16 protein-coding genes and 1 riboswitch are annotated in these 18,133 nt (G+C 39.1%); of the genes, 6 read left to right on the top strand and 10 right to left on the bottom strand.

Features of this window, described 5'->3' with window-relative positions; all coding sequences use genetic code 11:
- Positions 1 to 48: 48 nt before the first annotated feature.
- Complete coding sequence (gene thrC / locus ABEG20_RS20455; RefSeq protein ID WP_406825072.1) at positions 49 to 1,356, top strand: threonine synthase; 1,308 nt, start codon at positions 49 to 51, stop codon at positions 1,354 to 1,356.
- Between the two features lie 148 nt (positions 1,357 to 1,504).
- Here the strand turns inward: thrC and ABEG20_RS20450 are convergent, their stop codons facing one another.
- The 8 genes from ABEG20_RS20450 to murQ form a co-directional block, all read right to left on the bottom strand.
- On the bottom strand, positions 1,505 to 1,864 hold the full coding sequence (locus ABEG20_RS20450; protein ID WP_406825071.1) for a hypothetical protein: 360 nt from the start codon (positions 1,862 to 1,864) through the stop codon (positions 1,505 to 1,507).
- 255 nt (positions 1,865 to 2,119) lie between these two features.
- A complete protein-coding gene (locus ABEG20_RS20445; RefSeq protein WP_406825070.1) occupies positions 2,120 to 2,533 on the bottom strand; it encodes a tail fiber domain-containing protein in 414 nt (137 codons plus the stop codon).
- Positions 2,534 to 2,614: 81 nt separating this feature from the next.
- Complete coding sequence (locus tag ABEG20_RS20440) at positions 2,615 to 2,917, bottom strand: hypothetical protein (RefSeq protein ID WP_406825069.1); 303 nt, start codon at positions 2,915 to 2,917, stop codon at positions 2,615 to 2,617.
- Positions 2,918 to 3,089: 172 nt separating this feature from the next.
- Positions 3,090 to 4,043, bottom strand: a complete 954-nt coding sequence (gene metF, locus ABEG20_RS20435; protein WP_145857489.1) for a methylenetetrahydrofolate reductase [NAD(P)H] — start codon at positions 4,041 to 4,043, stop codon at positions 3,090 to 3,092.
- Positions 4,044 to 4,178: 135 nt separating this feature from the next.
- The gene (metH, locus tag ABEG20_RS20430; protein ID WP_406825068.1) at positions 4,179 to 7,877 is read right to left on the bottom strand and encodes a methionine synthase; all 3,699 of its coding nucleotides are present in this window, start codon (positions 7,875 to 7,877) and stop codon (positions 4,179 to 4,181) included.
- Between the two features lie 121 nt (positions 7,878 to 7,998).
- Positions 7,999 to 8,102, bottom strand: a riboswitch (SAM riboswitch).
- A 288-nt stretch (positions 8,103 to 8,390) separates the two neighbouring features.
- Entirely contained in the window at positions 8,391 to 9,134 is a 744-nt protein-coding gene (locus ABEG20_RS20425; protein WP_406825067.1) for a Bax inhibitor-1/YccA family protein, read from the bottom strand.
- Positions 9,135 to 9,173: 39 nt separating this feature from the next.
- On the bottom strand, positions 9,174 to 9,740 hold the full coding sequence (locus ABEG20_RS20420) for a hypothetical protein (protein ID WP_406825066.1): 567 nt from the start codon (positions 9,738 to 9,740) through the stop codon (positions 9,174 to 9,176).
- 113 nt (positions 9,741 to 9,853) lie between these two features.
- Positions 9,854 to 10,657, bottom strand: coding sequence for an N-acetylmuramic acid 6-phosphate etherase (gene murQ, locus ABEG20_RS20415; protein ID WP_406825065.1), 804 nt, complete (start codon positions 10,655 to 10,657; stop codon positions 9,854 to 9,856).
- Positions 10,658 to 10,847: 190 nt separating this feature from the next.
- On the opposite strand from murQ, the gene ABEG20_RS20410 reads away from it, so the two are divergent.
- The 5 genes from ABEG20_RS20410 to blaB1PEDO all read left to right on the top strand — a co-directional run bounded on the left by ABEG20_RS20410 (position 10,848) and on the right by blaB1PEDO (position 15,799).
- Positions 10,848 to 12,455, top strand: coding sequence for a S41 family peptidase (locus tag ABEG20_RS20410; RefSeq protein ID WP_406825064.1), 1,608 nt, complete (start codon positions 10,848 to 10,850; stop codon positions 12,453 to 12,455).
- Between the two features lie 153 nt (positions 12,456 to 12,608).
- On the top strand, positions 12,609 to 13,742 hold the full coding sequence (locus tag ABEG20_RS20405; protein WP_406825063.1) for a histidine decarboxylase: 1,134 nt from the start codon (positions 12,609 to 12,611) through the stop codon (positions 13,740 to 13,742).
- A gap of 61 nt (positions 13,743 to 13,803) precedes the next feature.
- A complete protein-coding gene (locus ABEG20_RS20400) occupies positions 13,804 to 14,400 on the top strand; it encodes a short chain dehydrogenase (RefSeq protein ID WP_406825062.1) in 597 nt (198 codons plus the stop codon).
- 113 nt (positions 14,401 to 14,513) lie between these two features.
- A complete protein-coding gene (locus tag ABEG20_RS20395) occupies positions 14,514 to 15,020 on the top strand; it encodes a GNAT family N-acetyltransferase (protein ID WP_406825061.1) in 507 nt (168 codons plus the stop codon).
- A 65-nt stretch (positions 15,021 to 15,085) separates the two neighbouring features.
- Positions 15,086 to 15,799 carry a PEDO-3 family subclass B1 metallo-beta-lactamase gene (gene blaB1PEDO / locus ABEG20_RS20390; protein WP_406825060.1) on the top strand — a complete coding sequence of 238 codons (714 nt, stop codon included), beginning with the start codon at positions 15,086 to 15,088 and terminating at the stop codon, positions 15,797 to 15,799.
- A 213-nt stretch (positions 15,800 to 16,012) separates the two neighbouring features.
- On the opposite strand, the gene ABEG20_RS20385 is transcribed toward blaB1PEDO, so the two are convergent.
- Both ABEG20_RS20385 and der read right to left on the bottom strand, forming a co-directional pair.
- Positions 16,013 to 16,522 carry a GNAT family N-acetyltransferase gene (locus tag ABEG20_RS20385; protein WP_406825059.1) on the bottom strand — a complete coding sequence of 170 codons (510 nt, stop codon included), beginning with the start codon at positions 16,520 to 16,522 and terminating at the stop codon, positions 16,013 to 16,015.
- Between the two features lie 184 nt (positions 16,523 to 16,706).
- Positions 16,707 to 18,008, bottom strand: coding sequence for a ribosome biogenesis GTPase Der (gene der / locus ABEG20_RS20380; RefSeq protein WP_406825058.1), 1,302 nt, complete (start codon positions 18,006 to 18,008; stop codon positions 16,707 to 16,709).
- Positions 18,009 to 18,133: the final 125 nt, after the last annotated feature.

Raw genomic sequence — 18,133 nt, 5'->3', positions numbered from 1 at the left:
TGTAAACCACATTTTCCATCATCCATCTTACCTCATCCATTCTAAACAATGAAACTATATTCAACCAACAATAAAGATTTACGTGTTTCTTTCAAAGAAGCCGTTTTTAACAGCATGCCTCAAGACAAGGGCTTATACATGCCTGTTGAAATTCAACCGCTTGATACCGAATTCATTCAAAATATTGAGCAATACTCTTTACCTGAGATTGCTTACAAAGTAGCTTCAACATTATTAAAAGAGGAGATTCCGGCTGAAGATTTAAAGGCATTGATTAATGACGCCATTAATTTTGAGGCGCCGGCCGTTAAATTAGATGATAAAACCTTTGTTTTGGAACTCTTTCATGGCCCATCTTTAGCATTTAAAGATTTTGGTGCCCGTTTCATGAGCCGTGTAATGGCTTATTTCTTAAAAGACGGCGAACAACTGCTGGATGTTCTGGTTGCAACTTCGGGCGATACGGGTGGTGCAGTAGCCTTAGGTTTCTTAGGCGTGCCTAATACCAGGGTAACGATCCTTTATCCGGAAGGAAAAGTAAGCCCGATACAGGAATTACAGTTAACCACCAACGGTAAAAATATCAGGGCTGTTGAGGTAAAAGGAACATTTGATGATTGCCAGGCTTTGGTAAAACAGGCTTTTGCTGATGGGGAACTGAACGCAAAATTCAGGTTAACTTCTGCCAATTCGATTAATATCTCCCGGTTGATTCCACAAACATTTTACTATTTTAATACTTATGCCCAACTCAAAAAGCAAGGGTTTAAGGACGTGGTGTTTTCTGTTCCGAGTGGAAATTTTGGAAATATTGGCGCAGGCTTACTGGCTTACAAACTGGGATTGCCGGTTAAACAGTTTATTGCCGCTACCAATGTTAATGATACCGTGCCACGCTTTTTAGAAAGCGGTATTTATGAAACCAGGCCTTCCACCCAAACCTATTCAAATGCCATGGATGTAGGCGCGCCAAGCAACTGGGTCCGCATTATGGATCTTTTTGACCAGGATCTAGAAGCGGTTAAAAAAGTAGTTACTTCTTACCGTTTTACAGATGAAGAAACATTGGAAGGCATTAAGGAACTTAACAATAAACTAAATTATGTTGCCTGTCCGCATACTGCGATTGCTTACTTGGCCATTGAGAAATATAGAAACGAAAACCCTGCAGATAAAAGTGCAGCTGTTTTCTTATCTACTGCACATGCCTGTAAATTCCCTGACATTTTTCCAGCGGATATTGCTGCTAAAATAGAAATCCCGGAACAGGTTAAAACATTGGAAAGCAGGCCTAAACATGCAGACCAATTAGGAGTCGATTTTGATGGGTTTAAAGCGTATTTGCTTAAAGGGTAGTTTATAATTAGAGAATCTTATAAAGAACGTCATTTTGAGCTTGTCGAAGGACCATTTAAATATTTTAAGGGCATTTCGACAGGCTCAGCATGACAAATTAGAGGTAAAACACAAATATGATACAACCTCTTCGTGGAAATATATTTATTTAATTAACAGAAGCGAAAGCTGTAGATGTAATGCTAACGTTATTAAATGTCGCGCTTCCTGAACTGGTGGTGATCGCCTGTCCATTAAATCTAAAAGTGCGTGAGCCTGGTGCTGAAGTATAAATAATAACCGTATAAGTACCAGCAGTCAACGGGCCATATGAACTTCCACCCGGGCCAAAATAAGCACTAACGGGCGTGGGTCCGTACAGGTAAATAGACCCGTTATCACTGGTTCCGTTATTTAAATTTAAGCCAATGCTAAAAAATTTTCTGGCGTTAATTTCTGCCTTGGTATTTTGCAAAGGCAATACAGCCAGCACTGTACAAAACAGCAATAATTGAATAAGCTTTTTCATAAGAATTGTTTTTTAATGTAGATTTATATTGGTTAGCTATATAAAGCTACAAATTTAAACGTTATCCAGGATGACATTTGTAAAAATAAATAGTCAAGATTTTACGTTCATTAATACAACCCTAACCAGATTAAAAAAAATTCCAGGAATGGAAACCTAAACCCGATTACAAATCTGTAGTACAATGAGTCCTAATTGCAAATCCGGACCAACTTAATGCTCAAAAAAAATCCCGATTTTCATCGGGACCTGCTATTATTTAGCGCCTTGCGATTTTAGCATTTTTAGCTCATGCCTTAATGCCTCGATCTGTTGCTGTTGCTCTTTTATGCTGGCTACCAAAAGCGGAACTAAACGCTCATAGTCTACCTTGGTGATGGTAGCACTTCTAAAAGCATTTTTTCCTGAACTGTAATCTTTGGATTGTACCGAAATAATATCTGGAACGGCTGCCTTTGCATCAGTACCCACAAAACCATATTGCGGCCTTGTAGATAACTTTAATTTTTCTGCCCAGACTTTATCGTAATTAAAACTTACGGGCTCTAATTTGGTAACCTGGCTTAAAGCATTTTCTACAGGTTTAACATTATTCTGCACCACTTCTTGTGCACTGATTTTTAAAGAGGCAGCGATTAAAAGCACTGCAAATGAAATTGCTCGTTTCATATCTATTAATTATTTTGTAATTTTTGAAATAGAAAATTTAATTCTGCTTCTTGGAAACAGGTAATAAATTAAAAAGATGTATTAAATGGATGGAGGAGGCGTTAAAACCTCTGGAAAGTATGCCAGTTGGAAAGCATGATCAGGTATGATCACCTTTTTTGAAGTATGAAATGGGAAATACAAAGTCCCGTTAAATGAAATTTCTTGCACCGCAAATTCACTTTCCGTTTTCTTTTCTTCCTTTTCAGTTGCATCGTCATTTGTAGATAGAAGCTCAACATTATGATCAGAATAGCTTAAATAAGAAATCACATGGCTCACTTTTAAGAAAAAAGCAAGCGCCATGCAGACCATCAATATATATTTAAGACTACCTGATTTCATCGTTACAAATATAAATGCTATTACATTAAAAACAATAATTTAAACTTAATGTTCTGTCGGAATTTGAAATATTGAGCAGATGTAATGCGCAAGTTTACAAAAGCAGGGAGATTTTTCGAATAATGGTTTAGATCAGACCCCGCAGATTTTAAAAACCTGCGGGGTATTTTTACTAAAAAATAGCCTTTGCAATTTGTTTGGTCTGTTCAGGACGGCCCATGGTATAAAAGTGTAATACCGGGGCACCAAAATCAATCAGTTCCTTACATTGTTTAATCATCGCTTCAGTACCAATTTCTTTTGCCTCGTTATTGTTTTTAGCATGTGATAGCGCATCTGTTAACTCATCAGGTAAGTCAATGTGAAATATCTTAGGCAATACATTAAGCTGTGATAAGGTGCTTATTGGTTTTAATCCCGGTATTATCGGAATATTGATATCGTTTTCCCTGCATTTCTTTACAAAATCGAAATACTTCTGGTTATCGAAGAACATCTGCGTAACAATAAACTCTGCTCCTGCTTCAACCTTCTTTTTCAGGTATTTAAAATCAGTATTCATATTGGGTGCTTCGAAATGTTTTTCAGGATAACCCGCAACGCCGATACAGAAATCACTTTTAAAGGTTTCTACATCTTCGTGCAGAAATTTACCTTCGTTATGGTTCTTGATATGCTCAATTAAATCTGTAGCATAACAGTGTCCGCCTGGAGTTGGCACGAAATTACCATCTGCCTTACGGGCATCTCCACGCAAAGCCAAAACGTTATCAATCCCCAAAAACTGTAGGTCGATCAATGCATTTTCAGTCTCTTCTTTGGTAAATCCACCACAAATGAGATGCGGAACGGCATCAACTTTATATTTATGAATAATGGCTGCACAAATGGCAATCGTACCCGGACGTTTACGGTAAGATACCTTTTGAAGCAATCCATTGGCCTGCTCTTTATAAATATAATCCTCGCGCAGCGAAGTTACATCAATAAAAGGCGGATTAAACTCTAACAAGGGCTCTATCGCATCATAAATCCATTGTATACTTTGCCCTTTAATAGGTGGTAATAATTCAAAAGAGAATAAGGTTTTACCCTTTGCATTTTTAATATGGTCTGTAATCTTCATACCTGGTTTAATTGTCATGCTGAATGCTAATGAAGCATCACATACATAATGGCAGTTTCTATTTTTTAACTGCAAATCATATTCATACTTCGTTTAAAGATCCTTCGTTGCCCTCAGGATGATAAAAACGAAGGGTTAATAAGCTAAATTTGGACTTAACCACCGCTCTACTTCTTCAACCGGCATATTTTTTCTGATGGCGTAATCTTCAATCTGGTCTTTGGTAATTTTTCCCAATCCAAAATACCGTGAGTCGGGATGTGCGAAGTAAAACCCACTTACCGCAGCTGTTGGATACATGGCATAACTTTCAGTTAAGCGCAAACCTATTTTATTCTCCGCATCAAGCAATTGGAATAAAGTTCCCTTTTCGGTATGCTCAGGGCAGGCAGGATAACCTGGTGCCGGGCGAATACCTGCATATTCTTCTTTAATCAGTTCCTGGTTACTCAGGTTCTCATCCTGCGCATACCCCCAATACTCTTTACGCACACGCTCGTGCATACGTTCGGCAAAGGCTTCTGCCAAACGATCGGCCAGTGCTTTGGCCATGATGCTGTTGTAATCATCGTAATTGGACTCAAACTCATTCACCAGTTCATCAATCCCAATACCGGCAGTTACGGCAAAACCACCAAAATAATCCTGAATTCCGCTTTCTTTTGGCGCAATAAAATCAGATAAAGCATAATAAGGCTGCCCATCTACTTTTTCGGCCTGTTGACGGAGGGTGTGAATTTTGACTAGTTTGGAGTTTGGAGTTTGGGGCTTGGAGTCTCCCAACTCAGCACTCTCAACGCTCAACTCGATGTCGTCTCCAACTGCATTCGCTGGCCAGAAACCAATTACCGCTCTTGCGGTTAATAATTTCTCGTCGAGGATGCGTTTTAACAAAACCTGTGCATCATCAAACAGCTTCTTCGCTTCATCTCCAACATTTTTATCGTCGAAAATTTTCGGATAACTGCCGCGCAGTTCCCAGGTATGGAAAAATGGTGTCCAATCGATATAAGGAACCAACTCTTCCAGGGGATAATGATCAAAAACCCTGGTACCCGTAAATTCCGGAACAGGTAAATTTGGTTGAAAATCAATTTTAAACTTGTTTGCGCGCGCTTCTTCTAAAGTTTTAAAGCGTTTATCTGATCGTTTGTTCAAATGCGCTTCGCGTGCTTTATCGTATTCAGCCCTGATGCCGGCTATATATTCCTCTCTCGTTTCCGGATTCATCAAAGTACTGCAAACAGTAACACTCCTGGAAGCATCTAACACATGGATAGCTGGCCCTGAATAATTTGGTGCTACTTTTACCGCAGCATGGATCCGTGATGTGGTTGCGCCACCAATAATCAACGGAATGGTAAACCCTTCGCGTTCCATTTCTTTGGCAAAATGAACCATTTCGTCCAGTGACGGGGTAATCAATCCACTCAAACCAATAATATCAGCATTTATTTCCTTAGCCTTTTTGATGATATCCTGCGCCGGAACCATCACACCCATATCTATAATTTCGAAGTTGTTACAGGCCAATACCACACCTACAATATTTTTACCGATATCATGTACATCGCCTTTCACGGTAGCCATCAATACTTTTCCTGCCGAAGAATTCTGGTCCTGATCAGGATTATCCAGTTTTTCCTGCTCAATAAAAGGCAACAGATAGGCAACCGCCTTTTTCATTACCCGGGCCGATTTTACCACCTGGGGCAAAAACATTTTTCCGGCGCCGAAAAGGTCCCCGACGATATTCATCCCATCCATTAACGGCCCTTCAATTACCTGAATTGGACGGGCGTATTTCTGCCTGGCTTCTTCCACATCATCATCCAGGTATTCTACAATTCCCTTTACTAAAGAATGGGATAATCTTTCTTCAACAGAACCTTTTCTCCACTCTTCATCTTTAACCACTTCTTTACCTTTTGATTTTACGGTATCGGCATATTCTACCAAACGCTCCGTGGCATCTTCTCTCCGGTTTAAAAGTACATCTTCCACTCTTTCCAACAATTCTGGTGGAATTTCCTGGTAAACCTCTAACATTCCCGCATTTACAATCCCCATATCTAACCCAGCCTGAATGGCATGATAAAGAAAGGCGGAGTGCATGGCTTCGCGCACCACATTATTTCCCCTGAAAGAGAACGAAATATTAGAAACCCCTCCACTCACTTTAGCATGAGGCAGGTTTTCTTTGATCCAGCGGGTGGCATTAATGAAATCAACTGCATAATTGTTGTGTTCCTCCAATCCGGTGGCTACCGTTAAAATATTCGGGTCGAAAATAATATCTTCTGGCGGGAAGCCGATTTCGTTTACGAGTATATCGTAACTGCGTTTACAGATTTCTATCCGGCGTTGATAGTTATCTGCCTGTCCCTGCTCATCAAAAGCCATTACCACTACGGCAGCACCGTACTGCATAATTTTACGGGCACTTTCCCGGAATTTATCTTCACCCTCTTTCAAGGAAATAGAGTTTACGATCCCTTTTCCCTGCAGGCATTTTAAACCATTTTCAATCACCGACCACTTGGATGAATCGACCATGATTGGCAGTTTTGCAATATCTGGCTCCGAGGCAATGAGGTTTAAGAATTTGGTCATGGCGGCTTCCGAATCGAGCATTCCTTCATCCATATTCACATCAATTACCTGTGCGCCACCTTCAACCTGTTGCAGCGCTACGGCTAATGCGGCTTCATAATCGCCACCCAAAATCAGTTTGGAGAATTTTGGAGATCCGGTAATATTGGTCCGCTCTCCAATATTTACAAAAATACTTTCAGGTGTAATGGTTACCGGTTCTAACCCGCTTAAACGCATGTAAGGCGGAAGGTTAGGTAATTTTCTGGGTTCTGCTTTTCGTGCATTTTTAGCAATACAGCCAATATGTTGAGGTGTGGTACCACAGCAGCCGCCAACAATATTTACAAAACCTGAGGCAATAAAATCATCAACCAGATGGGCAGTTTCATGCGGTTGCTCATCGTAAGCACCAAATTCATTTGGTAAACCTGCATTTGGATAGGCCGAAACATAACAACCGGCTTTTGCAGCCAGTTCTTCGATATGCGGACGCATTTCTTTTGCTCCCAAAGCACAGTTAAAACCGATACTAAGGGGTTTTGCGTGCATTACCGAATTTAAGAAAGCTTCGGCAGTTTGCCCCGACAGTGTTCGTCCGGAAGCATCGGTAATGGTACCTGAAATCATAATCTCCAACTTACGGCCAATTACCTCTTCGTACTTTTTAATGGCCACAATAGCCACTTTAGCATTTAAAGTATCGAAAATGGTTTCAATCAACAATACATCAGAACCACCATCTACCAATCCACGTACCTGTTCGTAATAAGCTTCTTCCAGTTCATCAAAATAAACCGCCCTAAAACCAGGATCGTTTACATTCGGCGACATGGAAAGGGTACGGTTTGTTGGCCCGATAGCACCAGCTACAAAACATTTACGGTCTGGATTTGCAGCCATAAATTCGTTTACAGCCTCTTTTGCCACCCGTGCACCTTCGAAACTCATTTCGTAGGATAGATCTTCCATCTGGTAATCGGCCATGGAAATGCGCTGTGTACTGAATGTATTGGTTTCGATAATATCGGCACCAGCTGCCAAGTACTCCAGATGTATTGTTTTGATAATATCCGGGCGCGTGATGTTAAGCAAGTCATTATTGCCTTTTACATCACAGGGATGGTTTCTAAAGCGTTCCCCTCTAAAATCTTCCTCGCTTAAGTTATATCGCTGAATCATGGTACCCATTGCACCATCAATCACCAAAATACGTTTTTCTAATTCTTCTCTTATACCCATTTGTTGTGTAAAATGTGGGATGGAAAATGGAAAATGGCAAGACACATCATATATCTTCCATTATACATTATTACATCCTAAAAGGCTTATTTAAAAAGTTGGTACGTGAATCGTAATCCTAAACTTATCTTTTTCTGCTATTTGCAGAATAGAATTTAGCACCTTGTAGGTTACAGGTTGCTAAGACTTCGTTGGGTCTAATCCCTCCGTCTTTCTTAATAAGCATACAAAAATGCAACAAAGCTACATCAATTCCAAAATTTATCGCTTGGCTGCCAAATAAAATTACAAAGGCCATGCAATTCTGCACGGCCTTAAGAATATTGTTCTGTTTTTAAGATTAACGGTTTACTTTTCTTCCATATTTTTTATTATACCAAAATGCCATATAGGTCATCCAAATCCCACTGCCAGAAGTTACTACAAAGACGTTATCAGTTATAAAAATTGTGATCAGCATCTGAATACATACACTAACCAATAGAAAACCAGTAATTGCTAAAAACTTATCCATTATCTTCTACTTCCGAAAATACGCAGTAAGAAAAGGAAAATATTGATAAAATCTAAATATAAATTCAAAGCAGCCATTATTGCCAGTTTTTTAGTATCTGCTTCTGGAATTGCTTCTCCACTCTCCTGAATTCCCATCCCAATTCTTTTGATTTTCTGCACATCATAAGCCGTTAAGGCAGTAAATACTGCAATGCCTACAAAAGCCATAATCAGGCTAAATTGTTCACTTTTAATAAACATGTTAAGAATGCTCGCAATAAATAATCCCGCAACACCTACCATCAAGATGGGACCGAACTTACTGAGATCAATATTAGTGGTATAACCCATAAATGCCATGATACCGAAAATACCAGCGGCGGCGGCGAAACAGGTAATTATTGACGCTCCGGTATAAATTAATAGAATAAAACTTAAACTTACTCCTAATAAAACAGAGAACAGTACAAAAACGCCTAATAGTGCACCATAAGATAATTTGTTAAAACCCGCGCCCATTAATAAGACTAATCCAAGTGGTGCAAACATGGCTACGTAACCTAACGCAGTTCTTTTACCGGTTTCAAAATCGATCAACGATCTTAATGCACTTTCACTGTTGGAAATATAAAAGGCAGAAAGCGTAGATAATAACAATGCCACAAACATCCATAAGAAAACGTTGGCAAAGAATTTTTTAGAAACAGATCTTTCCTGAACGAAAACACTGTTGTCCTGATATTGATAATTTTGTTGTTCCATTTTAATTTTTTGTGTGATAAATTATATAAAAATAAATATTTAGTTCAATCTTTTTGTCAGCAGTTCTTCAACTTTTTTAAAGAACTGTAACGGTTTTAAGGTACGCCATGGCAGATTGTCAAAAGCGCCACCAAAATTAATGTAATAATCGATGTTATTATCGCGAAATTCGTTGATAACGTGTTCCTGAAAATTTACCCCAACAATCCAGCCATCTTCTACTTCCTGAAACCATTCTTCGTAATAACTATCATCTGAAGCATGAAAATTCAGCACGTTTTCGCCGATCAGGATAAATTTATTAAGCCCTTCATCCATCATCATCTCCAAAATATCGCGTTTCAGTAACATTATGTCGTTATTGATGGCATCGTTCCACTCGCCTAAAAACTCTATGATGGCATAATTGCGATCATAATCGGCATACAATACCTTCATGTACAATGTACTTGAACCAAACTCATCCCACTGTGGGTGCAATAAAAAATTATATATCTGCTTATCAAAGTAAAGTTCAGAATATTCGGTATTATAAAATGGCGAACGCTCATCTTCTGCCGAAATATAATCATCTCTCCACTGGTAATAAGGCTCAATTTCGTGCATACTTTTCTAATTATTGAATGAGCGAGTTTTGAATGAGGGAATGATTAATGCTACTCTTACATGATATCACTCACTAATTCTTTCATTCACTCATTCTATCCTTTTCTCATTTCTTAATGTCCGGCTTCTACGGCTTTACGTACACTTCCATAACGGGTTAACAATTCAGCGGCTTCATCGTATCCAATATTTAGTTCATCGGCAACCATCTGCGTACCGCGGTCTACCAGTTTATGATTAGTTAACTGCATATCGACCATTTTATTGCCAACTACACGCCCCAGCTGAACCATCACTGTAGTGCTTAACATATTTAATACCATTTTCTGCGCCGTACCAGATTTCATGCGGGTAGAGCCGGTAATAAACTCAGGTCCAACCACCACTTCAACAGGGAAATCAGATTCTGCAGCAATAGGTCCACCGGCATTACAAACAATGCAGCCCGTTAAAACACCATGTTTGCGTGCCATGTTTAACCCACCGATTACATATGGTGTAGTACCTGAAGCTGCGAGGCCAACCAAACAATCTTTTTCATTAATCTCAAATTCCTGAAGATCTTTCCAGGCTTGTTCGGCATTGTCTTCAGCAAATTCTACCGCTCTTCTAATTGCGGTATCTCCGCCGGCAATAATCCCCACAACCCAATCGAATGGCACACCATAAGTAGGGGGGCACTCTGAAGCATCTACCACACCTAAACGGCCACTGGTACCTGCACCTATATAAAAGAGACGACCGCCTTTTTTCATCCGCCCGGCCACGGCCGATGTTAATTTTTCGATCTGAGGCAAAGATTTTTCAACCGCAAATGCTACAGTTTTATCTTCGTTATTAATGCCCTGCAAAACTTCTAATACCGACATCTGATCAATGTGGTTATAGTTAGATTCTTGCTCGGTAACTCTATCCATAAATTTAATTTTGATAAAATTCGGTAAATTCTTTCTAAAAACTAGGCTAAAAATTTAAAAAATATCTGCCATAAATTTTAACTGACTCGTCCAGTTGTTATTTAATGTTAAATATTATAAACAAAAGACATGAAAATACAGTTAAAAAATATATCAACCCGCTAATTTTCATAAATTTGCGGTAGCGCCAATGAAAAAAAATACCAGAAATAACATACTGATCGCTTTAAGCTATTCTGTAATCTTAATAGTTGGGATGTTTTTGGGCATAAAATTCATTAAAGATCAAGGCTTTGGCGTTAAAAAAAGTCCTCAGCTGGCTCAAAATAGCGACGAAAAATTAAACGAAATCTTACACATCATCAACGGTAATTATGTTGATGATATCAATACTGATTCGCTTCAGAACTTACCTATAGATAGTGTGCTGCACCAGCTTGATCCGCATAGTGTTTACCTGCCGCCAACTGACGCACAGGATATGACTGATAACCTGGAGGGAAATTTTGAAGGTGTAGGCATAGAATATTATATGCTTAATGACACCATGATGGTTACCGGCGTGGTTAAGGATGGACCTGCGTATCAGGCAGGGATTAAACTGGGTGATAAGATTCTGAGTATTGATACTGCAGTAGTAAGCGGACGAAACCTCCCCAAAGAGCAGCTTACCGGCCGTTTTAAAGGTAAATCCGGAACTGGTGTAAGCGTAGTGCTTTTGCACCCGGGAGCGCCACAGAGCAACCGCATTATGGTAACCCGCGGTAAAGTAAACATCAGCAGTATTGATGCAGCCTATATGATTAATAACGAAACTGGTTATGTAAGGATCAGTAAATTTGGCGCCAATACGGATAATGATTTCGCTGCTGCAGCCAATAACCTGAAAGCAAAGGGCATGAAAAAACTGATTCTAGACCTGCGCGACAACGGAGGTGGTTATTTTACATCAGCCACAGGCCTGGCCGATCAGTTTTTGGGCGAAAACAAACTCATCGTGTATACCCAGGGCAAGCATGAGCCTCGTACCGATTATTTTTCTACCGGTACCGGATCTTTTCAGAATGGTAAGCTGGCAATACTGATTAATGAAAATACGGCCTCGGCCAGCGAAATTGTAGCGGGAGCCATCCAGGATTTAGGCCGTGGAATTATTGTTGGCCGCCGCTCTTTTGGTAAAGGTTTGGTACAAGAGCAGTTTGCTTTTGGTGATGGTTCTGCATTGAACTTAACCATCGCAAGATATTATACACCATCTGGCAGAAGTATCCAAAAATCTTACAAAAAAGGTTACGACGCTTATAAACATGAATTAGACGAACGGATGATGGATGGGGAACTCACAGGGGACCGCACTTCTTTCCAGGATTCTATTGAGAAAACTGAAGGTGTAAATATCCAACCGAACAAAAAAGTTAAGCCAATCGGCGGTATCCAACCAGATATATTTGTGAAATTGGACACCAATGGCTACAATAAGTTTTATAGTAATTTAGTCAGTAAGAAAATACTTTCTGATTACGTATTTAATGTTCTTACCAATAAGTACAGTGCGAGTTTTGTAGAACAGAACATCAATATCTTTACCATAAACGATAACGACTTTAAGGACTTTATCGGGTTTCTTCAGCGCAAAAACGTAGCAATAGATCGTTTTCAATTGTACAATTCGAAAAATGTGATCTTAAATGATCTTAAAGCTTTACTTTGTCGCTATTATCTGGGCGATGTAGGCTACTATAAGGCCGTAAACCAAACCGATAATGCGGTGAGGCAGGCACTCCTTAACCTTCAATAGCCATATTTTATATGCTTTGAAAGTAAAATCAATTTATGAATTTAAAATTATATTCTTACTTTAAAACATATAACAATATAATATTCTAATTTATAAATAATAATTAATACTATATTTCGTTTTTATTAATTTTGTCTGCAAATCATATCATTTATGGAAGTGAGCAGATTAGCAGTAAAAGACCAGCAAGTTCTGGAAACTCTTTTAGAAAAAGTTAAGGAACAAACAGATTTATTCTTAGGTTATCCGGTAGCTAAAGATTTTGATTATCAAGTGCTTTCAGACTTTTTAAAATACCCGATGAATAATCTTGGTGATCCTTTTGTTCCCTCTACCTATGGTGTCGGATCGCGCGAACTGGAAAAAGAAGTCGTCCAGTTTTTTGCAGAACTTTTTCGCGCACCAGCCGAGAATTGGTGGGGTTATGTTACCAATGGAGGCTCAGAAGGTAATCTATATGGCTTGTACCTTGCCCGAGAATTACATCCTAAAGGAATGGTTTATTACTCAGAAGCTACACATTATAGTGTGCAAAAAAACCTGCATTTACTGAATATGCCAAATATCGTTATCCGCACCCAAGACAACGGAGAAATCGATTATGAAGATCTCGAGTACACCATTAGCATGAACCGCCACATACCTGTTATTATGATGGCTAATATTGGCACTACCATGACTGAAGCACGTGATGATGTGGCTAAAATTAAAGCCATCCTGAAAAAACTGGCCATCCAACATTATTATATCCATGCAGATGCAGCACTTTCCGGCACCTATAGCGCACTTATTGAACCAAGGCCAGCCTTCGATTTTGAAGATGGCGCAGACAGCATCGCCATTAGCGGTCATAAATTTTTAGGCTCGCCCATGCCGTGTGGCGTGGTAGTGGTTAAAAAATCGAACCGTGATAGAATTGCCCGTTCGGTAGCTTATATCGGAAGTGTTGATACTACTATTACAGGATCGAGAAATGGCCATAGCCCCTTATTTTTATGGTATACCATTAAACATTTGGGCATAGCAGGTTTAAAAAGCAGAGCCTTACACAGTTTGGCAATTGCCGCTTACACTGAACAAAAACTTAAAGCGTTAGGTATTAATGCCTGGCGAAACGAAAATGCCATTACCGTAAACTTTCCTGCCCCTTCTGCGAGGATTTGTAAAAAATGGCAACTGGCAGCAGAGCAGGGCAATTCGCATATCATTTGCATGCCAAATGTAACGCAATCTCATATCGACCTCCTGATTACGGACCTTAAAACCGAAATGGTATTAATTGATTGACGGTATACAAACATTTCAAATCCCCCAATGTTTAATGATAATACACGTTAAACAGATTTAAATGAAAATAATCATCGTAGGTGCAACAGGTACACTGGGTAAAAAAATAGCTGAGGCTTTTGCGCTCCAACATGAGATCATTCGTGTAGGACATACCAAAGGCGACATTCGGGTAGACATCACCAGTGAAACATCGATCAAAAACATGTTTGAGCAGATCGGTGCTTTCGACGCCTTGATCAGTACAAGTGGGAAAGCTCCTTTTGCACCGCTAAATCAGATGACGGGTGAAGTATTTAAGAGCGGCTTACTGAATAAACTGTTGGGCCAGATAAATCTGGTGCTTATTGGGCAGCATTACATTAACAAAGGGGGATCATTTACATTAACTTCGGGTATATTGGCCGAATCCCCTGTCGCTGCAGGATCAGCATTAAGCACCATAAACGGAGGTTTAAATGCATTTGTTTTGGCGGCTGCCCCAGAACTCGGAAACGGTATCCGTATAAATACCATTAGCCCTAACGTGGTTGAAGATTCTCCTACTTATTTTGATTCTTTCCCCGGCGAAATTCCCGTGACCATGGAGAAAGTGGTTAAAGCCTGTGAAAAAAGTGTACTGGGCATTTTAACGGGACAGGTAATTAAAGTCTATTAAAAAGATTCGGCTTTTTAGCATGTCCAGAATATCATGATTTAATCAAAGCTTATTTTAAAATTTCACTTATTTAATACACCAACCTTTATATTAGCCTGTATAACAAATCGAGCATGATAGAAACAGAACGTCTCATTTTAAAACCCTTAACACACGATCAGCTTTTAAAATATATTAAAGATGACCATTCTCTGGAACAAGAGTTTGGCCTTCTACCAACCAGGAAAAACATCTCTCCTTCGCTCCAGGAGGCATTGGAACAAACAATTTTACCTAATGTTTTTGACAAGGATAAAGATTATCTATATCATACCTTGTGGACGGTTATATCTAAACCGGACAACAAAATGGTCGGTGATATTTGTTTTGTTGGTGAGCCAGATCAAAATGGTGAAATCGAGATAGGTTATGGTACTTATAAAGAATTCAGAGGTAAAGGTTTTATGACTGAAGCAGTAGGCCGGTTAATCGCATGGGCAAGGGAACAGCCCAAAGTCAGATCAATTTTTGCCGCTACAACAAAGGACAATGTGGCCTCTTATTCTATTTTAGAAAAAAACAATTTTATCCACATTGGCGAAGTTGATGATCTGTTAAGCTGGAAAATTGAATTGAAGTAATTTCTATGAATGCTATTCGTTTGCATTAAAGACATTAATTTTAAAGAATTATTAAATTTTACCTTATGCGTTATTTTCTTTCCTTTTTATTTGGTTTATCTGCATTTGCCTCTTTCGCACAAAATCCGAAATTAAAAATCAAACATTTAACCGGCGATCTTTATGCCTACACTACTTATAACACTTATAATGGCGCTGTAACAGATGCTAATGCAGTATACCTGGTGACCAACAGAGGAGTTGTGGTAATTGACGCACCTTGGGATTCCAAACAATTTCAGCCATTTTTAGATTCTATCGCTGCCAAACATCATCAAAAAGTAGTATTGGCTATTGCCACACATTCGCATGGCGACCGTGCGGGTGGCTTGGCTTTTTTTAAAAGCAAGGGTATAAAAACCTATACCAGTAAACTAACCGACGAGCTATTGAAAGCCAACAAAGAGCCGCGTGCGGCTTATAATTTTACCAATGATACCACTTTTACAGTTGGACAATATAAAATAAGCACTTACTATGCCGGCAAGGGACATACCAAAGACAATATAGTGGTCTGGTTTCCAAAAGATAAAGTTTTATTCGGCGGCTGTTTAATTAAAAGCACTGAAGCAGATAATCTGGGCTATATCAGAGAAGCAGATTTAGCAGAATGGCCAAAAAGCATCCAGAAATTAAAGCAGAAATATCCCGATACCAAATTTGTTATCACAGGACACGATGCCTGGGGCAACAGGGAATCTTTAGATCATACGCTAAAGCTTTTAACGGAGAAAAAGTAAAATATACCTATAACGTTATACAATTAAAAAGAGCCTGTATCACTAATAGTAGTTTTCCATCGAAAATTTCAACGTTGAGCTCAGCCTGAAATGACCCTGATGATTGTATCAAAGCGTCTTAAAACATCTAAAAGAAGTTATTAGATAAGCTCAGGATTACAATTTTATACTTATGGTATAGCCTCAATGATCATTTATGATAATTTTCAGTTGCTATAGTGCAATTTCAAACAAACTTAAACTGATTCCTTCATAATGTTTAGGTAAACCATCAGTTTTTTCCATGCTTACCACACCAACATAATCAAAACCACAACCCGTGTAATATGCGAGCAGTTTTTCATTATCAGCCCAGGTATCCATTCTGATAAATTTAATCCCGTTTTCTGCAGCAAAAACTTTGGCCCATTTAATAATTTCTTTTACAAAAGAATAGCCCCTAAATGCGGGATGGGTGACAATCCTATGGATATAAATCGCATCATGATCTCGTTCTCCCCAGATCAACTGATCGTTAAACGTAACCGCAAAAACACAGGCAACAGTGCCATCTGCCAGAATTTTATACTGACGGTTTTCATCAATTTCGGTTTGTACCATTTCTCGGCTAAAGCCTTGCCAGTGTTTGTTAAATACTTTCTTTTGATGGGCAATGGCCATATTGTAAAATCCGAAAATGGTATCGATATCTGCTGACAAACTGTTTTGTACTTGTAACTGCATGCTGTAAAGGTAAGAGTAATTAATAAATATCGTCATTTTGAGCAGAGCTCAGCGAAGTCGAGATGCCGCCGTACTGTTATTAACTAAAAATAAAAAACAGGACTGCTTCTTTAAGAAACAACCCTGTCTAAATAATTTTATTTTAGGCCTTACGCCCTCTACCTTTAAACCTTAAACCTCACATCTATTTCTGTCTGAAATAAATCTGGATCGGTGCACCGGAAAAATCGAAGTTTTCCCTTAGTTTATTTTCGATGAAACGTTTATACGGATCTTTAATGTACTGTGGCAAGTTGCAGAAAAATGCAAACATTGGCGAAGTAGCGTTAATCTGCGTGATGTATTTAATCTTGATATGTTTCCCTTTCAAAGCCGGTGGCGGGAATTTTTCGATCAGCGGCAACATTACATCATTTAATTTAGATGTAGGGATTTTCTTGCTACGGTTTTTATAAACCTCTAAAGCTGCTTCTATTGCTTTAAAGATACGTTGCTTGTTCAGTACAGATGTAAAAATAATTGGCACATCGGTAAATGGACGGATCCGCTCGTGAATCTGCTCTTCGAAAGCTTTCATCGTTTGTGTATTTTTCTCGATCAGATCCCATTTGTTTACGAGAATGACAATACCTTTTTTGTTTTTTTCGGCCAGGTGGAAAATATTGATATCCTGACTTTCAATTCCCTCCACTGCATCAATCATTAATACCACCACATCAGCCTCTTCTAAAGCTTTAATGGTACGCATTACCGAATAAAACTCTAAGTTTTCTTTAACCTTGGTTTTTTTACGTAATCCGGCAGTATCGATCAGCATAAACTCATGCCCGAATTGATTATAATGGATTTTAATTGAATCGCGGGTTGTACCTGCATTTGCAGTCACGATATTACGCTCTTTACCAATCAGTGCATTAACCAAAGAAGATTTACCCACATTTGGGCGACCGGCAATGGTAATCTTAGGTAACTGATTTTCTTCTTCCGGAATATCTTCGAAATTTTTAACAATCTCATCCAGCAACTCTCCTGTTCCGGAGCCAGTCATTGATGATAAAGGGTATACTTCGCCTAATCCAAATCCATAAAAAGTATGTATTTCGTTATATAAAGCGGTATTATCTACCTTATTTGCACAAACAAAAACGGGTTTATTACTTCTGCGCAATACCTGGGCAATATCGTCATCTAAATCGGTAATACCTGTAGTTACATCCACCATAAAAACTAATACACTGGCTTCTTCGATGGCAATCATCACCTGCTCACGGATAGCCGCTTCGTAAACATCTTCTGAGTTGGCTACATAACCACCAGTATCGATTACTGTAAATTGTCTGTCTGTCCACTCGCCCACTCCATAGTGCCTGTCGCGGGTTACACCGCTGACATCGTCTACAATTGCCTTACGGCTTTCTGTTAATCTATTAAAAAGTGTGCTTTTGCCTACGTTTGGCCTGCCTACGATGGCTATAATGTTACTCATGGGTGTTCTTTTGATAGTTAATGGCTATAGTTAATGGTCGTGGTGTTTTAAGCAAGCTGCTCAAACGATCTGGCTATCAGCCATTGACTATCAACTACTAACCGATTTATTTCGGGCTGCAAAGG

Origin of the sequence: Pedobacter sp. KACC 23697, from assembly GCF_045348445.1 — a bacterium.
GTDB lineage: Bacteria > Bacteroidota > Bacteroidia > Sphingobacteriales > Sphingobacteriaceae > Pedobacter.
Note: the sequence above shows the minus strand (reverse complement) of the source record. Positions and strands in the feature narration are given on the sequence as shown.

Excerpts from the sequence above, each read along its gene's own strand:
- ABEG20_RS20410 (WP_406825064.1), top strand. The coding sequence starts at position 10,848 with ATGAAAAAAAATACCAGAAATAACATACTGATCGCTTTAAGCTATTCT.
- metH (WP_406825068.1), bottom strand. The coding sequence starts at position 7,877 with ATGGGTATAAGAGAAGAATTAGAAAAACGTATTTTGGTGATTGATGGT.
- murQ (WP_406825065.1), bottom strand. The coding sequence starts at position 10,657 with ATGGATAGAGTTACCGAGCAAGAATCTAACTATAACCACATTGATCAG.
- ABEG20_RS20425 (WP_406825067.1), bottom strand. The coding sequence starts at position 9,134 with ATGGAACAACAAAATTATCAATATCAGGACAACAGTGTTTTCGTTCAG.
- ABEG20_RS20400 (WP_406825062.1), top strand. The coding sequence starts at position 13,804 with ATGAAAATAATCATCGTAGGTGCAACAGGTACACTGGGTAAAAAAATA.
- ABEG20_RS20420 (WP_406825066.1), bottom strand. The coding sequence starts at position 9,740 with ATGCACGAAATTGAGCCTTATTACCAGTGGAGAGATGATTATATTTCG.
- thrC (WP_406825072.1), top strand. The coding sequence starts at position 49 with ATGAAACTATATTCAACCAACAATAAAGATTTACGTGTTTCTTTCAAA.
- metF (WP_145857489.1), bottom strand. The coding sequence starts at position 4,043 with ATGAAGATTACAGACCATATTAAAAATGCAAAGGGTAAAACCTTATTC.
- der (WP_406825058.1), bottom strand. The coding sequence starts at position 18,008 with ATGAGTAACATTATAGCCATCGTAGGCAGGCCAAACGTAGGCAAAAGC.
- blaB1PEDO (WP_406825060.1), top strand. The coding sequence starts at position 15,086 with ATGCGTTATTTTCTTTCCTTTTTATTTGGTTTATCTGCATTTGCCTCT.
- ABEG20_RS20440 (WP_406825069.1), bottom strand. The coding sequence starts at position 2,917 with ATGAAATCAGGTAGTCTTAAATATATATTGATGGTCTGCATGGCGCTT.
- ABEG20_RS20395 (WP_406825061.1), top strand. The coding sequence starts at position 14,514 with ATGATAGAAACAGAACGTCTCATTTTAAAACCCTTAACACACGATCAG.
- ABEG20_RS20385 (WP_406825059.1), bottom strand. The coding sequence starts at position 16,522 with ATGCAGTTACAAGTACAAAACAGTTTGTCAGCAGATATCGATACCATT.
- ABEG20_RS20405 (WP_406825063.1), top strand. The coding sequence starts at position 12,609 with ATGGAAGTGAGCAGATTAGCAGTAAAAGACCAGCAAGTTCTGGAAACT.
- ABEG20_RS20450 (WP_406825071.1), bottom strand. The coding sequence starts at position 1,864 with ATGAAAAAGCTTATTCAATTATTGCTGTTTTGTACAGTGCTGGCTGTA.
- ABEG20_RS20445 (WP_406825070.1), bottom strand. The coding sequence starts at position 2,533 with ATGAAACGAGCAATTTCATTTGCAGTGCTTTTAATCGCTGCCTCTTTA.